This window comes from Kocuria sp. CPCC 205235 (genome assembly GCF_040980905.1).
Lineage (GTDB): Bacteria > Actinomycetota > Actinomycetes > Actinomycetales > Micrococcaceae > Kocuria > Kocuria carniphila.
Genome location: NZ_JAVKPR010000001.1, coordinates 34,378 through 50,334, shown reverse-complemented (window position 1 = coordinate 50,334; position 15,957 = coordinate 34,378). Strand labels below are relative to the sequence as shown.

Here is a 15,957-nt window from a genome sequence, read left to right as displayed (position 1 = left end):
CAGCCACTGTAGCCCCGGTGGCTGCCCCTGATGACGGTGGTCAGCGTCATAGCAAGCTCGCACAATGATGACGTATCATCAAAATAAACCATTGATGTGAGGAGCGCACCGTGACCGACGCGAAAAAGCAGGACAAAGACAAGTATTCGACCGCCGGGGCCTACGTCCACGCCGGTGAGGAATTCAATCGAGACACCACTTATATCGAGGATCGGATCGTCGCCGACCCAGAGTCCGCCGAACTGAGCGAGGGTGCGCAGGCATGGCCGGTCGAGGCCGGACGCTACCGGCTCGTTGCCGCCCGTGCGTGCCCCTGGGCCAACCGGACCCTGATCGTGCGTCGCCTGCTGGGCCTCGAGGACGCCATCTCCGTGGGTCTGCCCGGACCTACCCACGACGTCCGCTCGTGGCAGTTCGACCTGGATCCGGAAGGTAAGGACCCCGTGCTCGGCACCGAACGCCTGCAGGAGAACTACTTCAAGCGTTTCCCCGACTATCCGCTGGGCATCACGGTGCCGGCCATCGTGGACATTCACACCGGTGAGGTCGTGACCAACAACTTCCCGCAGATCACGGAGGATTTCGCGAAGGAGTGGGCCGAGTTCCATCGAGAGGGTGCCCCGGATCTATGGCCCGCGGAGCTCGAGGACGAAATGCTCGACGTCATGAAGCGCATCTACACCGAGGTCAACAACGGTGTGTACCGGTGCGGTTTCGCAGGTTCTCAAGAGGCCTATGACAAGGCCTACGACCGGTTGTGGGTCGCCATGGACTGGCTCGAGGAACGCCTGGCGGACAAGCGGTACCTGATGGGCGATCACATCACCGAGGCGGACGTGCGGCTGTTCACCACCCTGGTCCGTTTCGACCCGGTGTACTACTCGCACTTCAAGTGCTCGCGCCAGAAGCTGACCGAGCTGCCCAATCTGTGGGGTTACGCCCGAGACCTGTTCCAGACTCCCGGTTTCGGTGACACCGTGGACTTCCAGCAGATCAAGGAGCACTATTTCATCGTGCACGAGGACATCAACCCGTCTCAGATCGTTCCCGTGGGTCCGGATCTGAGCAATTGGATGTCCGAGCACGGTCGTGAAAAAATGGGTGGTTCCCCGTTCGCGGACGGTGCTACCGCACCGGGTCCGGTGCGCGCCGGTGAAGAGGTCGACCCCGCGCACACGCCCCTGCGCTAATTCCAGTCCAGTAAAGTTTTTTCGAATCAGAGGAGAGTAGTGACTCCGTATCGTAATCAGCGCGCCGCAGATCTGCCCGCTCGGCTGTCGCGTTCATGGCTGTTGACCTCGGCGGCGGACACGTCTTTGTTCGCCCCGGCATTGGCCTCGGAAGCGGACTCGGTGATCTTCGACATCGAAGACGCCGTGCCCGAAGAGGACAAGGACACCGCCCGGGCCAATATGATCCAGGCCATGCACGACGGTGCGAGCGCGTGGGTCCGTGTCAATGACATCACCAGCCCCCACTGGGAGAAGGACCTGGCTGCCCTGAGCGAGGTCAAGAACCTCCGTGGGATCGTGCTGGCCAAGACCGAGCACCCCGATCACATCACCAAGACGGCCATGATGAGCCGCGCCGGCACCCCGGTGGTGGCGTTGATCGAGTCCGCGGTGGGCCTGATGAACGCCTACGACATCGCTCGTGCGCCTGGTGTGTTCCGGCTGGCCTTCGGGGTGGGTGATTTCCGTAAGGACACGGGTGCCTCGGGCGATCCCATGGCGCTCGCCTTCGCGCGTTCCACCCTGGTCACCGCGTCTCGCGTGGGCGAGCTGCCCGGCCCCATTGACGGTCCTAGTAACGGCGCCACCGGTGACGAGCTCGAGGCCGCATGCAAGGTAACCCAGTCCATGGGCATGACCGGCAAGCTCTCCCTGGACCCGAACCAGACGGACGCCATCAACCACCTGCTGGCGCCCAGCGAGCAGGAGATCCGCTGGGCTCGCGAAATGATCGAGAAGGCCAATTCCGGTCACGCCGGCGCGGACGGTTCCTACCTCCCGCGCTTGGCTCGCGCCAAGAAGGTCTCGGAATTGGCCGAGACCTACGGTCTCTGGAACAGCTAGTACCGTCCTACGGCCTTTGGAACGGCTAGCGCTTTTCAGGACGACGCCGCTGCGCCCCGTTTCCTGCCTCACGGCGGGTTGCGGGGCGCAGCGGTTTCGTTATGGGGTGCGAGGGTTTCGGCGGCGGGTCACAGGCCCCAGCCGGTCATGAATTCGCGCACGCGCGGGTCCGCCAGGGAATCGGCAACGAAATGGCATGCGAGCGGCTCGTCGTGGCCGTTGGGAACACCCAGCACGTACAACCCCGCCTTGGACGCCGCCGTGGTGCCGGCGGGGGAGTCTTCAATGGCCAGGGCGTGATCGGGATCCACACCCAGTCGGCGAACGGCCTCTTCGTAGATGTCAGGAGCGGGCTTCCCGTGGGGGACATCGTCGGAACTGACCCACGTGGTGATGACTTCGTCCAGTCCCAGGGCGTGCACCTTGCGATCCAAGACCTGCGCCGTGGAGTTACTGGCCACCGCGACGGGCATCCGCTCGGCAAAGGCACGCACTGTTTCAAGCGCGCCGGGCAGGGGTTCCAGCACGGAAGAGACGACCTCTGATTCGACCTCGATCAGGTGATCGTAGACCTCGCTCAAGCTCGGCTTCTCACGGCCTTGCTCCTCGGCTACCTCACCGGCGCGGTCGGTGATCCACTGGGCAACATCCGCGGCGGAAAGGCCCATGAGTTCCTTGAGCGCAGCCTGGTTGAAATCCACCCCGTAGTCCGCTGCGACCCGTTCCTGCACACCGGCCCATGCGGTCTCGGTATCCATCAGGACGCCGTCGCAATCGAAGACCACGGCGGAGGGGTGCCAGTCTGCTGGCGGTGCGGGCAAAGAAGGCTTCACGGGGTAATCCTCACATGACGAGCGTGGTCGGGTACGGAACGGGTAATAGCATCGAAGAACAAGATCCAGTGGACGGCCGGCGAAAGGACCACACCGTGGTAGCAACCCAGAATTCTCGCGTGAACCTGTCCGCACTGGACCTGGTCCCCATTATCCAAGATCGGTCGGTCGCCCAGTGCGTGCGCGATGCCACAACGTTGGCCCAGCGGCTCGAAGCGGCCGGATATGCACGGGTCTGGTACGCGGAACACCATAATTCGGAGTCTTTCGCCTCCTCGGCCACGGCCCTGCTCATGGGGCAGGCCCTCGCCGCCACCTCTACTATTCGTGTGGGCTCCGGGGGCATCATGCTGCCCAACCATGTGCCGCTCACCGTGGCCGAGAGCTTCGGCACCCTGGAGAACTTGTACCCGGGGCGGGTGGACCTGGGACTGGGGCGGGCGCCCGGAACCGATATGCGTACTGCCCTGGCGTTGCGTCGTGGTCAGGGCGGCCACGACACGTTCCGGCAGGACATTCACCAGCTCGAGCGGTACTTCGGCGGTCAGAACGGCGAGCCCATTCGCGCGGCGGTCGCCCGTGACACCAACGTTCCGCTGTGGATCCTGGGCTCCTCGACCGACGGGGCCCTGGTGGCGGCATCCCTGGGTCTTCCCTACGTGTTCGCATCGCACTTCGCCCCGGCCATGATCATGCAGGCCCTCGAGGTGTACCGGACGTCCTTCGACGCGTCGGCCCCCACGGCCACTCTGGAAGAGCCCCATGTCATGGTTGCCGCCAATGTGCTCGCGGCCGATACCGAAGCCGAAGCCCGCAGGCAGTTCACGACCCACCAGTTGCTGGTGCGCGGGATGGCCCGCAACAACAGGGGCCCGCTGCAACCCCCGGTGGATGAAGTGGATGTGACTCCGGCCGAAGCCGCCTTCGTGGAGCAGCACCTGGCGGTCTCCGCCGTGGGAGCCCCGCACCAGGTGGTCGAGCAGCTCGATCAAATCGTGGAGGTCACCCGGGCGGACGAGCTGATGCTCAACAGCTACGCGTTCGATCCGGAGGTGCGGGCGCGCAGCTTCGAGCTCACGGCAAAGGCATGGTCCGAGTCGTGATGCTCTGAACCGCCGACGGACAGTCGCACAGGTCATGTGCGCGGGGGACCATCACCCGGCTGATTAGAGTGGAACCATGGCGGACAGCGGATCACACTCAGGCGAGACCTCACTGCAAACATTGGCTTCCCGCTACGGCGTGGCCACCGAATACCAAGGCTTTGACGGCCAGCCCAAAACCGTCCCGGACGACACCTTGGGCAAGGTTCTCACCGCGCTGGGTGCGGACGTTTCGTCCGAGGCCGCGGTGCGGGAGAGCCTCCGGGCCCGAGACGAGGCGCCCTGGCGGCGCATGCTGCCTCCCTCGGTGGTCGCCGAGGTCGGAACCTACACCACGGTGGACGTCACCGTCCCCGCGGGTGCCGAGACCCACGTGCGACTGTGGCCCGAAGACCGACCGGAGGCCGCGCGCGACCTGGACGCAGCGGCGTCGTCGGACACCCGCACGGTGGACGGGACGGAACGTGAGCGGCGTCGTTACGAACTCCCCGAAGACCTGGAACTGGGCTGGTACCGCTTGGAAGCGGTGTGCCCGAAGGTCAAGGAGGGGCAGGCCGAAACGATCTACGTGGCCGTGACACCGCAGCGGTTGAACACGACCGACAAGTTGCGCGGGCAGCGGCGCTGGGGGTACATGGCGCAGCTGTACTCCGTGATGTCCTCGCGCTCGTGGGGCGTGGGGGACCTGTCCGACCTGGCGTCCCTCGCGGCCATCAGCGGCACCCAGGGCGCTGACTACGTGTTGATCAACCCGCTGCACGCCGCTGAGCCGGTGCCCCCCATCGAACCTTCGCCGTATCTGCCGTCCAGCCGACGCTTCTTCAATCCGCTGTACCTGCGCATCACGGACGTGGCCGAGTTCGCCTATCTTCGTCCCAACGACCGCGAGGTGGTCGAGCACCTGGCCGCAGTGCAGCGCAAGACCGTACTGGACCCGAGCAGCATCGGGCGTGACGCAGCCTACGAGGCCAAGCTCAAGAGCCTCGACCTGCTCTTCACCGTGCGGCGCTCGCCGTATCGCCAGCAGCAACTGGAATCTTTCGTTGCGCGCGGCGGCCAAGCGCTGCAGGACTTCGGGCTGTGGTGCGCCCTGCGTGAGGAGCTCGGCGAGGAGTCACCGGAATGGGACGACGGCGCCGCGTCACCGGAGGCTCCCTACGCACGAGAAGCGCGCACGCGCCTCGAGAAGCGGATCAATTTCTACGTGTGGCTGCAATGGCTGCTGGACGAACAGCTCGAAGCGGCGCAGCGCGCGGCCCACAGGGCGGGCATGGACATCGGCGTGGTGCACGACCTCGCTGTGGGTGTGAGCAAGAACGGTGCCGATGCGTGGACCCTGCAGGACACCATGGCCGGCGGCGTGAGCGTCGGTGCGCCCGCGGACATGTACAACCAGCTCGGCCAGGACTGGAGCCAGCCCCCGTGGCACCCTGAGCGGCTTGCCGAGGCCGGCTACCAACCGTGGCGGGACATGCTGCGCAATATCTTCCGACATGCCGGCGGCATCAGGATCGACCACGTGGTCGGCCTGTTCCGACTGTGGTGGATTCCGGACGGTAATCAGGCCTCCGAGGGGGCTTACGTCTATTACGACCACGAGGCCATGGTGGGTGTGCTGGCCCTGGAGGCAGAACTCGCCGACGTGGTGGTGATCGGCGAGGACCTGGGCACCGTTGAGGCAAGTGCACGGCAGTACCTGGAACAGAAGGGTGTGCTGGGCACGTCCATCCTGTGGTTCGAGATGGCCGAGGACGAGCCCCTGGACCCGTCAGAGTACCGCGAACTGTGCATGGCCTCCGTCAACACGCACGATCTGCCGCCCACGGCTGGTTACTTGGAGGGTGTGCAGCTCGAACTGCGCGAGGACCTGGGGTTGCTCGCTCGTTCCCCGGAGGAAGAACGCAAGGAAGCCCAGCAGCAACTGGATACCTTCTTCACGGCGGTGGAGGCGGCCGGTCTGCTCCCGGAGGGGGCCGACAGCAGCGAAGAGGCCAAGATCGAAGCGCTCTGCCGTTACCTCGGGCGGGCGCCGTCCATGCTGTTCAACGTGTCCCTGGTGGACGCGGTGGGGGAGAAGCGGATTCAGAACCAACCCGGCACGAGTGACGAATATCCCAATTGGCGGGTTCCCCTGGCCGACGGGAACGGAATGTACGTCCTGCTCGAGGAGCTGAACCGGATGGATCGGGTGCGGTCGCTCGTCAAGGCCGTGAACGAGACCCTGGGCACGAGCTCGCGCGAACCCGGAGTGTCGGTGCCGGAACCGCTTGAACACCGGGATATCGCGGAACCGCGCGGAAAATGAGGGTCAAAAGTCAGGGGTTCCCCCGTCGGAAAAATTAGGTTAGATTAGTCTTACCTAATCTCCTGGGTGAGGAGTTGGGAACCGCACACGTGTTCTGGGGTGTGCGCCGGGTCATGGACGGCGCACACCCCGCACTCGTGTTAAAAGCACTCGAGTTTGCCCCCTGGGCACCTACCGCTAAGATAGTCCTGCGCTCAATCGCACCGTTTTTAACGTTGAGTTTGCGAGAGAGACCGTAGAAGCCTAGAATTTAAGGTTGTCGTGTGGTGGAGTCCATCTACCGGCACCTGATCTTCACCGTCTTCGTCGTGGCGAGTGCCCTGACCGGTACTGACGCGGGGCAATTAAGCACCACCGCCCAGCGCACGAACGGTGGCATTTTCTTGAGGTGACGGATCACTCTTGGCCGCAGCTGTCAGCGTGAACACAAAACATTGACAGCGACCATGCGTGCCGTCATTTCGTCGACATTAGACATTGGAGGAGAACACTATGGCAGCGCACTGCCAGGTGACCGGAGCTCAGCCGGGCTTTGGACACAGCATCTCGCACTCGCACCGCCGCACCAAGCGCCGGTGGAACCCGAACATCCAGAAGAAGCGTTACTGGGTGCCCTCGTTGCGTCGCAACGTCACGCTCAACTTGAGCGCCAAGGGCATCAAGGTGATCGATGCTCGCGGCATCGACTCCGTGGTCAACGAGCTCATTGCACGTGGGGAGAAGATCTGAGATGGCCAAGGACAAGGACGTACGTCCCATCATTAAGCTGAAGTCCACCGCAGGTACCGGCTTCACCTACGTAACCCGTAAGAACCGCCGTAACAATCCTGACCGCATGGTCATGAAGAAGTACGACCCGGTGGTTCGCAAGCACGTCGATTTCCGCGAGGAGCGCTAAATCCATGGCAAAGAAGTCCAAGATCGCCAAGAACGAGCAGCGCAAGGTCATCGTCGAGCGCTACGCCGCTAAGCGCGCAGAGCTGAAGAAGACTCTCGTGGATGAGAACGCAACCCCGGAGGCTCGCGAAGAGGCTCGCCTGGGTCTGCAGAAGCTCCCCCGCGACGCCTCTCCCATCCGCGTTCGTAACCGTGACCAGATCGATGGCCGTCCCCGCGGTACTTTCCAGCGATTCGGAATCTCCCGTGTTCGCTTCCGCGAGATGGCTCACCGCGGCGAATTGCCGGGTATCTCCAAGTCGAGCTGGTAATTTCTCACTCGGAAGCACTGGGCGCGTATGCTCCCTATTTCCATAGAGAACGCCAATTAAGTCCAGGAGGACAAGCACATGGCTAAGAACCGCAGCGAACTCGTTGCCGAGGTTGCCGAGAAAGCCGGCACCACTCAGGCCGCCGTCAACGGCGTCCTGGATGCAATGTTCCAGGTCTTCGAGAGCTCCGTTTCCAACGGCGAGAAGATCACCATCCCGGGTTGGATGTCCGTTGAGCGCACCGACCGTGCCGCTCGCCAGGGCCGCAACCCGCAGACCGGTGAGACCATTCAGATTCCGGCCGGCCACGGCGTCAAGCTGACCGCCGGCTCCAAGCTGAAGGCTGCTGTTTCCTCCAAGTGAGGTAAGCCTGCGCGGGCGTCATGCTCGTGTTAGTTCAAGGGACCGTCCACGATTTTCGTGGGCGGTCCCTTGCTCGTCTCCGAGTTCGTGGATTCTCGGGTCTACGCGCATAATGGAGGGGAATTTATTGGCTGATCAGATCCCCGGAGGTGTGCGGTGTCTTCGCGTGCGCGCCGTCTTGCCCGGGGCTGGGCCGCGTCGCTGATCGCCACGAGCCTGGGCGCCGCGTCTCACGCCGCCGTTGACGGCACGTGGCCTCCGGTCATCCTGATTCTCCTGTCCGCCGCGCTGGCCGCCCCCGTGTGCATGCTGCTCGCGGGTCGCGTGCTGTCCCGTGTGAGCGTTGCCGCGGCCGTCGTGGCAAGCCAAGGACTTCTCCACGGACTCTTCGCACAATCCGGGCACGGCGTGACTGCCGTTGACCACACGCATCACGTCACGGGCGCGGTTGCCGAGGGCACCCCGCAGCTCGTGGTGACCCTGGCGCCGGATCTGGCGCACCACGGCGCGGGGATGCTCGCCGCACATGTGATTGCCGCGGCCGCCACGTATGCCCTGTTACGCCACGGTGAGGTTGCCGCGGTGCGGCTGCTCGACGCCGTGTCGTTGCGCGTGCTCGCATTGGTGAGCGTTCCCGTGCTGCCCGTGATTCGCGCGGTGCCGCGGCGAATCGCGTGGACTTCTCCCCGTGCCCTCACGGATCAATTGCTGCTGCCGGTCGTGCACGGCTTCAGGGGGCCTCCCGCGCGCGGGACGGCCCCGGCTTTCGCCTAGTTCTTCAGCGTCGATCATTGGCGCTGCGGCGGGACCGGGAGTGCCGTCTCGGCCACTCTTCACATTCCGCTTCTTGCCGCCTCCCGCGGCACCAATGCGTCCGAGACGCAGGAGAATTCCATGCACACTTTTGATGCCTCAACCCCCGTTCCCGCCGCGCCCTCAGCACGGACGACGCCGCCTCGCGCGGTTGCGCGCGCCACTTCCGATCGCCGTCCGCTCGCGGTGGTTCTGCTCGCGGTGCTCACGGCCCTGTTCATGCTTGTGAGCACGGCACAGCTCGCGGCCGCCCATGACGAGATGATTGGTTCCGACCCCGAGTCCGGGGCTTCCCTGGACGCTTCCCCCGAATCGCTGACGCTGACCTTCTCCGGAAACGTCATGGACATCGGGCGTGAAATCCGAGTCACGGACTCCGCCGGTGAATCCCTGGTGGAACGTGAGTCCACCGTGGAACGCCAGCGCGTGATCCAGCCGCTCGCCAACCCCGGGTCCACCGAGGATGAAACCTACACCGTGGTGTGGCGTGTGGTTTCCGAAGACGGCCACCCCATCGAGGGAACCTTCGAGTACACCGTGGGACAGGGAGCCGGCGAGCAGGCCGGTCAGGGCCCCACCCAAGAGCCGTCCTCGGCTGCCACGGGTGAACAACGTGACGACACCGCTACCGAGGCCGCAGAGCCCGCCGGTGATTCCGGTACCCCCGGTTGGCTGATCCCTGTCATCGGTGGCGTGGGTGCCCTTGCGCTGCTCATCGTGGTGCTGGTTCTGGCCGCCCGTCGGAAACAGCGCTGATCGCCCCGTATCCCCGTAGGTTTCTGGGTTTCGCGTCCTATGTCGGTGGAGGCATGGTTCGCCCGCGCCCGATCTGATCACGGCGGAACTCAGGTTCGAGAAAGACACCATCATGAACATGCCCATTGAGACTTCTACCCGTTCCCTGCCCCGGCCCTTGCGCCGTAGCGTGACCACACTGCTGGCTGCGGGCTTCGCCGTTACGGCACTCACCGGCTGCTCGGTCGACGGCAACCAGGCGAGCGAGGAAACCCAAGCCCCGGCGGCGTCGTCGGCGGAGGACAACGCCGGAACCGAGCAGGTCGTAGAACTGACCGACGGCTGGGCCAAGGCCGCCGACTCCAACATGACCTCCGTGTTCGGCTCGCTCAAGAACACCGGCGACCAGTCCGTGACACTCGAGTCCATCGGCGCGGGGGACACTGCCGGTGTGGCCGAGCTGCATGAAACCGTGATGAACGACCAGGCCGGCTCCACCGAAATGAAGCGGGTCGAGGGCGGCTTCGAGATCGCTCCGGGGGAGACCAAGACGCTCGAACCCGGCGGAGACCACATCATGCTCATGGAGCTGCAGTGCGCCGTGAAGTCGGGGACGGATCTCACGGTGGAACTGGGTTTCGACAATGGTCGGACGCAGCAGATCACCGTCCCGGTGCGTGACTACACCGGAGCGCAGGAGCACTACGCGCCGGGCGAGGAGCACAGCGGACACGGAGAGCATTCCGAGATGCTCAGCCCGGAATCCTCGGCCCTTCCGGAATGTCATGAGCACTGACGAGACCCCTGCTCGTGAGGGCCTGCAGCGGCGATCGCTCCTGATCGGAGCGGTCGCCGGTGCGGGCGTCACCGGCATCGGAGCGGCCTCGGCAGTAGGCCTGAACGAGGCTTTCGGGGCCGCGGAGGATCCCACCGCCGATCATTCCGACGCCGCTCGCCACGGATTGCAGGTCGAGCCGTTCCACGGTGCTCGCCAAGCCGGCGTGGCCACGTTGCCACAGGCTTTCAGCGCGTTCATCGCGCTGGACCTCAACCAGGGCGCGAGCAAAGATTCCCTGCGGCGCATGCTTCGTGTACTCAGCGACGACGCCGCCGCACTCACCCAGGGCCGCGCCCCGCTGTGGGATCAGGAACCGTGGCTCGCGGAGAATCCGTCGCGGCTCACTGTCACGTTCGGTTTCGGTCCGAAGGCCATGGCGCTGATCGATGCCGCTCGCGCGCCCGAGTGGCTCAAACCGCTCCCGGCCTTCGATATCGATCAGTTACAGGATCGGTGGAACCAGGGAGACCTGTTGCTGCAGCTGTGCTGTGACGACAAGCTGACCCTCGCGCACGCCCAACGTGTGCTGCTCAAGGACTCCCGATCGTTCGCGAAAGTGCGCTGGATCCAGGACGGTTTCCGGAACACCGTGGGTGCAACTCCCGCGGGCCAGACCATGCGTAATTTGTTCGGCCAGGTGGACGGCACGGTCAATCCGTATCCGGGCGAAGAAGATCACGAGAAGGTGGTCTACGGGCGGGACGGTTTTGAACCGTGGATCGAGAACGGCACGTCACTGGTGCTGCGCCGCATCCACATGAACCTGGACACCTGGGACGAGGCCGACACCCCCGCGCGCGAGGACTCGGTAGGGCGGAAACTGGCCGACGGCGCACCCCTGACCGGTTCCCAGGAACACGACGAGCCGGACTTCGAGGCCAAGGGGCCTCTGGGGTTCCCGGTGATCGCCTCCTACAGCCATATCCGGCGCTCGCGCACCGACAATCCGGACGAGAAGATCTTCCGCAGGGTGTACAACTACGACCTGCCGGTCGCCGATGCGTCCGGTATGAGCCGTTCCGGGGACAGCAGCGGGGGAGTGTCCGACACGGGACTGATCTTCGCGTCCTATCAATCCGATCTGACCCAGCAGTTCGTTCCCATTCAGAAGAAACTGGACGACATGGACATGCTCAACACCTGGACGGTCCCCATCGGCTCGGCGGTGTTTGCGATTCCGCCCGGGTGCGAGGAAGGTGGATTCGTGGGAGACGGGCTCTTCTGATCGGATGAAGCACTGCATCTCAGGGTCAGCGGGTAACAACACGGGAATGGCCGCGACGTACGGGGCCGAAGGAGCACACGAATGAGCACTGCCACTGGGGCGAAAACCCCGGGAAGCACCAAGCCCCAGCGGTCCGAGATCGCGGGGGTGAGTCTCAACCCCTGGATCATTGCCGTGGTGGTCGTGGCCGCCATGATCGGCATGACCGCCGCGCTGCTGTACGGCGGTGCATCGGACCCCCGCGAGGTCGCGGACCCGGGAGCTCTGGTTCGTTGGGGTCTGCCCGCGCTGGAAACCGTGCACAACATCTCCATGGCCGTGGTCATGGGCGCCCTGCTGCTGGCCATCGGCGTGGTCCCGCGTTTCGCAGATCTCACTCGGAAGCGTCCGCCGCGCAACAGCCGAGACCAGTCGGTCGAACCGGATCACCCCGTGTATTCCTCGGTGCTCCGGCTGGCGCAGGCGGCTGCGGTCATGTGGACGGTTTCCGCCATCGCGGTGCTGATCTTCACGTACTCGGACGTCTCGGGTACCGGGCTCGGCTCGGGACAGAACTACACCCAGCAGCTGACCCACTACATCACCGAGATCGCCACGGGTCAGGCCCAAGCGACCGTGGTGATCGTGGCCGCCGTGGTAACCACCCTGATCTTCGGTGTGCGTGCCCTGCTGGGACTTTTCTGCACCCTGGCGCTGAGCATGATCGCGCTGGTGGCGCTCGCGCTCAACGGCCACTCGTCCGGCGGCGCGGACCACATGGGTGCCGTGAATTCGCTGGGTCTGCACCTCATGGGTGTGTGCTTGTGGGTGGGCGGCCTGATCGTCCTGGCATGGGCCAGCCCGCTGCTCGCCAAGGAATCCACGGTGATCGCCCACCGCGGCGAGACCAAGCACCGCGTCCCGCTGTTGTCCGTGGTGCTGCGCCGCTATTCCGTGGTGGCCCTGGGCTGCTACTTCCTGGTGCTGCTGTCCGGCATCATCAACGCCCAGGTGCGCATCGGCACGTGGGAGCAGCTGAACTCGGGCTACGGGCGCATCGTGCTGGCCAAACTCGTGCTCACCCTGCTGTTGGCCCTGGTCGGTTTCGCTCACCGGCAGTGGCTGATCCCGGGTGTGGAGGACGGCTCCCGGTCCCGCACGGCCACCCTGTGGCGCGTGATCGTGGTGGAGCTGGTGCTCATGGGACTGCTCATGGGTATCGCCTCCGCGTTGAGCCGCACGGCTCCGCCCGTACCGGAGGAGATGCCCACCGATGCTTCCCCGGCACGCTTGCTCACGTGGTACGAACTGCCGCCCGAACCGACCTTCGCCTCGTGGTTCACCACGTGGCGCATCGACTGGTTCTGGGCTGCGGTGGTCGTCTTCTTTGCCATCGTGTACCTCTGGGCCGCGATTAAGGTGTGGCGCCGCGGGGACAAATGGTCTGTGCTGCGAACCGCGTCCTGGCTGATCGGCCTGGTGCTGCTCATGTACGCGACGTCCGGCGGCGTGGCGGTGTACGCCCGCGTGCTGTTCTCCGCCCACATGGTCGAGCACATGAGCCTGACCATGATCGTGCCTCTGTTCCTGGTCTCCGGTGCACCCATCACGGTCATCCTCAAGGCGCTGGAACCCCGCGGCGACGGCACTCGCGGTCCACGCGAATGGATCCTGCGCCTGGTGCACTCCACGTGGGGCAAGATCGTGACCCACCCGATTTTTGCCGCGGCCAACTTCGCCTTCTCGATCGTGCTGTTCTACTTCACGGATCTGTTCCACATCACACTGCGCTACCACGTGGGCCACGAGTTCATGATGATGCACTTCCTGTTCACCGGGTACATGTTCGCCCTGGTGCTCATCGGCATCGACCCCATCCCCAAGCGGCCCAGCTATCCCATGCGCCTGGTGCTCCTGCTGGCCACGATGGCCGCCCACGCGTTCATCGGTATCTCCATCATGAGTATGACCGCGGTGCTGCAGGCCGGCTGGTTCGGCAACATGGGCCGCCCCTGGGGCCCCAGCGCGCTGGAGGATCAAGAGCTGGGCGGCATGCTCATGTGGGGGATCGGTGAGTTCCCCACATTCCTGCTGGCCGTGATCGTGGCCATCATGTGGGCGCTCGAGGGCAGCAAGGAGAACCGTCGCGTGGACCGACAAGCGGACCGCACCGACGACGCCGAGCTCAAGGCCTACAACGAAATGATGGCCAACCTGGCCGAACAGGACGAACGAAGCCGCCGCTGACGTCCCAGCACGCGTCCCGATCTCGCCTCGGGCCGGTTCGAACTCGGGCCGGCACGGACATCAAGGGTGCCGGCCCGCGGGAGGGGGTGAGCGGCGTCGTCGTCCATGGCGCGGGCCCGCTCGCCGAACGCGCGTCACAGACCGCAACGCGCGTGGCCGGGAAGATGCGGGCGGCGGCTAACGTTGACCTGGAAGACCTGATTCTGCATGCTTGGAAGGACTCATCACACTGTGAAGACACAGCGGAGCACTACCCCCGTACGAGCTTCCGAGCTCACCGGCCGCGCCTGGCTCAACACCGGCGACCGGCAGCTGGATCTGGAGGCCCTGCGCGGCAAGATCGTGGTGTTGGACTTCTGGTCCTTCTGCTGCATCAACTGCCTGCACGTGCTGGACGAGCTGCGCCCGCTCGAGGAGAAGTACTCGGACGTGCTGGTGACCGTGGGCGTGCACTCGCCCAAGTTCGAGCACGAGGCCGATCCCGAGGCGCTCGCCGCCGCCGTGGATCGCTACGAGATCACCCACCCGGTGCTCGACGACCCCGAGCTCAAGACCTGGGACGCGTACACCGCTCGCGCCTGGCCCACTCTGGTGGTGCTGGACCCCGAGGGTTACATCGTGGCGCACCTGTCCGGTGAGGGTCACGTGCAGGGCCTGGAATCGCTCGTGGAGGAGCTCGTGGCCGAGCACGACGCCAAGGGCACTCTGCACCGCGGCGACGGCCCCTACGTGCCGCGCCCGCGACCCGAGGGCGACCTGCGCTTCCCGGGTAAGTCCGTGCGACTGCCGGACGGCTCCTTCCTGGTCACGGACACCGGCCACCATCGTCTGGTGCAGCTCGACGACGACCTCACCACGGTGCGCCGCGCCATCGGTTCCGGAACCAAGGGCTGGGCGGACGGCCCCGCGGACGCCGCCCGGTTCAACGAGCCCCAGGGCGTTGCGCTGCTGCCCGAATCGGTGCGCGCGACCGTGGGTTACGACCTGATCGTCGCGGACACCGTCAACCATCGCCTGCGCGGCGTGGAGCTGTCCACGGGCAAGGTGCGAACCCTGGCCGGTAACGGCGTGCAGCGCCTCCTGGACGACGCTCGCGCTCGCGGCGTGGACCCCAACGAGATTCCCGCCGACGCCGCTCCCACGGACGTTGCGCTGTCCTCGCCGTGGGACGTGCTGTGGTCCACCGCGACGGACACCCTGGTCATCGCGATGGCCGGCACCCACCAGCTGTTCTCCTTCGACCCGCGCACCGGTCAGGTCTCCGTGCTCGCGGGTACCGGTGACGAGGGCCTGCGCGACGGGGCCGCTTCCGAGTCCTGGTTCGCCCAGCCGTCGGGCTTGGCCGAGGACTCCTCCGGCACGGTGTGGGTCGCGGACTCCGAATCCTCGGCGCTGCGCCGCGTGCGCTTCGACGAGTCCGGCGCGGTGTCCTCCGTGGACAGCCCCATCGGTGAGGGCCTGTTCGACTTCGGCTTCCGCGACGGCGCTGCCGATCAGGCTCGCCTGCAGCACTGCCTGGGCGTTGCCGTGCTGCCCGACAATTCGGTGGCGATCGCGGACACCTACAACGGTGCGATCCGTCGCTACGACCCCTCGACCAACGAGGTCTCCACGCTGACCCGCGGGCTGGCCGAGCCGTCCGGCGTGATCCTGGACGACGCGGACGAGCAGCCCGTCATGGTGGTTGTCGAAGCCAACGCTCACCGTTTGGTGCGCGTACCGGTGCCCAAGGATGCTCAGACCGTGGACGAGGGTGCGGCACAGATGCAGCGCAAGCGCACCCCGATCGCACCGGGTGCCCTGGACCTGGTGGTCCGGTTCTCCGCTCCCACCGGCCAGAAATTGGATACTCGCTGGGGTGATCCCACCCAGCTGAAGGTTTCGTCCTCCCCGGCCGAGGCACTCGTTGAGGGCGACGGCACCGCGCAGGGTCTGACCCGCACGCTGCGCCTGGCCGACGGCGTGACCGAGGGAGTTCTGCACATCACCGCCCGTGCAGCCGCGTGCGACGGTTCCCCGGACGGCGAGATCCCCGAGCACGCCGCGTGCCACCTGTACCAGCAGGACTGGGGTATCCCGTTCACGGTTTCCGAAGACGCCGAGTCCGAGCTGACCCTGGAGCTGCGCGGGCTCGACTGATCCCGCCGCTGATCGGTGACGTGAGAAAGGCCGCTACCGTCCGTGAGGACGGTGGCGGCCTTTCTCACGGTGAATTGTGCGTCGACGCGGGGTG

General features: G+C 65.4%; 16 protein-coding genes. 15 read left to right on the top strand and 1 reads right to left on the bottom strand.

The genetic code is table 11. From position 1 onward, the window contains the following. Positions 1-110: 110 nt before the first annotated feature. Both RF638_RS00245 and RF638_RS00240 read left to right on the top strand, forming a co-directional pair. The gene (locus tag RF638_RS00245) at positions 111-1,190 is read left to right on the top strand and encodes a glutathione S-transferase family protein (protein ID WP_259914992.1); all 1,080 of its coding nucleotides are present in this window, start codon (positions 111-113) and stop codon (positions 1,188-1,190) included. A 39-nt stretch (positions 1,191-1,229) separates the two neighbouring features. Continuing rightward, positions 1,230-2,075: a CoA ester lyase gene (locus tag RF638_RS00240; protein WP_095796352.1), complete on the top strand. Its 846-nt coding sequence runs from the start codon at positions 1,230-1,232 to the stop codon at positions 2,073-2,075. 128 nt (positions 2,076-2,203) lie between these two features. Here the strand turns inward: RF638_RS00240 and RF638_RS00235 are convergent, their stop codons facing one another. Further along, positions 2,204-2,908, bottom strand: a complete 705-nt coding sequence (locus RF638_RS00235; protein ID WP_259914995.1) for an HAD family phosphatase — start codon at positions 2,906-2,908, stop codon at positions 2,204-2,206. Between the two features lie 14 nt (positions 2,909-2,922). On the opposite strand from RF638_RS00235, the gene RF638_RS00230 reads away from it, so the two are divergent. From RF638_RS00230 to RF638_RS00170, 13 genes are all read left to right on the top strand, one after another. Next, a complete protein-coding gene (locus tag RF638_RS00230) occupies positions 2,923-4,011 on the top strand; it encodes an LLM class flavin-dependent oxidoreductase (RefSeq protein ID WP_315279321.1) in 1,089 nt (362 codons plus the stop codon). Positions 4,012-4,087: 76 nt separating this feature from the next. Further along, positions 4,088-6,316, top strand: coding sequence for a 4-alpha-glucanotransferase (gene malQ / locus RF638_RS00225; protein ID WP_368841182.1), 2,229 nt, complete (start codon positions 4,088-4,090; stop codon positions 6,314-6,316). A gap of 263 nt (positions 6,317-6,579) precedes the next feature. Then, positions 6,580-6,708: a hypothetical protein gene (locus RF638_RS00220; RefSeq protein WP_256382218.1), complete on the top strand. Its 129-nt coding sequence runs from the start codon at positions 6,580-6,582 to the stop codon at positions 6,706-6,708. A gap of 100 nt (positions 6,709-6,808) precedes the next feature. Then, positions 6,809-7,045 carry a 50S ribosomal protein L28 gene (gene rpmB / locus RF638_RS00215; protein WP_016997590.1) on the top strand — a complete coding sequence of 79 codons (237 nt, stop codon included), beginning with the start codon at positions 6,809-6,811 and terminating at the stop codon, positions 7,043-7,045. Position 7,046: 1 nt separating this feature from the next. Beyond that, complete coding sequence (gene rpmG / locus RF638_RS00210) at positions 7,047-7,214, top strand: 50S ribosomal protein L33 (protein WP_016997591.1); 168 nt, start codon at positions 7,047-7,049, stop codon at positions 7,212-7,214. Positions 7,215-7,218: 4 nt separating this feature from the next. Beyond that, a complete protein-coding gene (gene rpsN, locus RF638_RS00205; protein ID WP_016997592.1) occupies positions 7,219-7,524 on the top strand; it encodes a 30S ribosomal protein S14 in 306 nt (101 codons plus the stop codon). 78 nt (positions 7,525-7,602) lie between these two features. Then, positions 7,603-7,887, top strand: a complete 285-nt coding sequence (locus tag RF638_RS00200) for an HU family DNA-binding protein (RefSeq protein WP_095796356.1) — start codon at positions 7,603-7,605, stop codon at positions 7,885-7,887. A gap of 156 nt (positions 7,888-8,043) precedes the next feature. Then, the gene (locus RF638_RS00195) at positions 8,044-8,661 is read left to right on the top strand and encodes a hypothetical protein (RefSeq protein WP_368841181.1); all 618 of its coding nucleotides are present in this window, start codon (positions 8,044-8,046) and stop codon (positions 8,659-8,661) included. A 120-nt stretch (positions 8,662-8,781) separates the two neighbouring features. Continuing rightward, positions 8,782-9,456, top strand: coding sequence for a copper resistance protein CopC (locus tag RF638_RS00190; RefSeq protein ID WP_368841180.1), 675 nt, complete (start codon positions 8,782-8,784; stop codon positions 9,454-9,456). A gap of 118 nt (positions 9,457-9,574) precedes the next feature. Then, the gene (locus RF638_RS00185) at positions 9,575-10,231 is read left to right on the top strand and encodes a copper chaperone PCu(A)C (protein WP_368841179.1); all 657 of its coding nucleotides are present in this window, start codon (positions 9,575-9,577) and stop codon (positions 10,229-10,231) included. Further along, positions 10,221-11,498 (top strand): Dyp-type peroxidase, encoded by a 1,278-nt coding sequence (locus RF638_RS00180; protein WP_368841178.1) that lies wholly within the window; start codon positions 10,221-10,223, stop codon positions 11,496-11,498. Before RF638_RS00185 ends, RF638_RS00180 begins: the two co-directional genes overlap by 11 nt. Before the next feature lie 81 nt (positions 11,499-11,579). Continuing rightward, on the top strand, positions 11,580-13,724 hold the full coding sequence (locus RF638_RS00175) for a cytochrome c oxidase assembly protein (RefSeq protein WP_368841177.1): 2,145 nt from the start codon (positions 11,580-11,582) through the stop codon (positions 13,722-13,724). 207 nt (positions 13,725-13,931) lie between these two features. After that, entirely contained in the window at positions 13,932-15,863 is a 1,932-nt protein-coding gene (locus tag RF638_RS00170; protein ID WP_368841176.1) for an NHL domain-containing thioredoxin family protein, read from the top strand. Positions 15,864-15,957 lie beyond the last annotated feature (94 nt).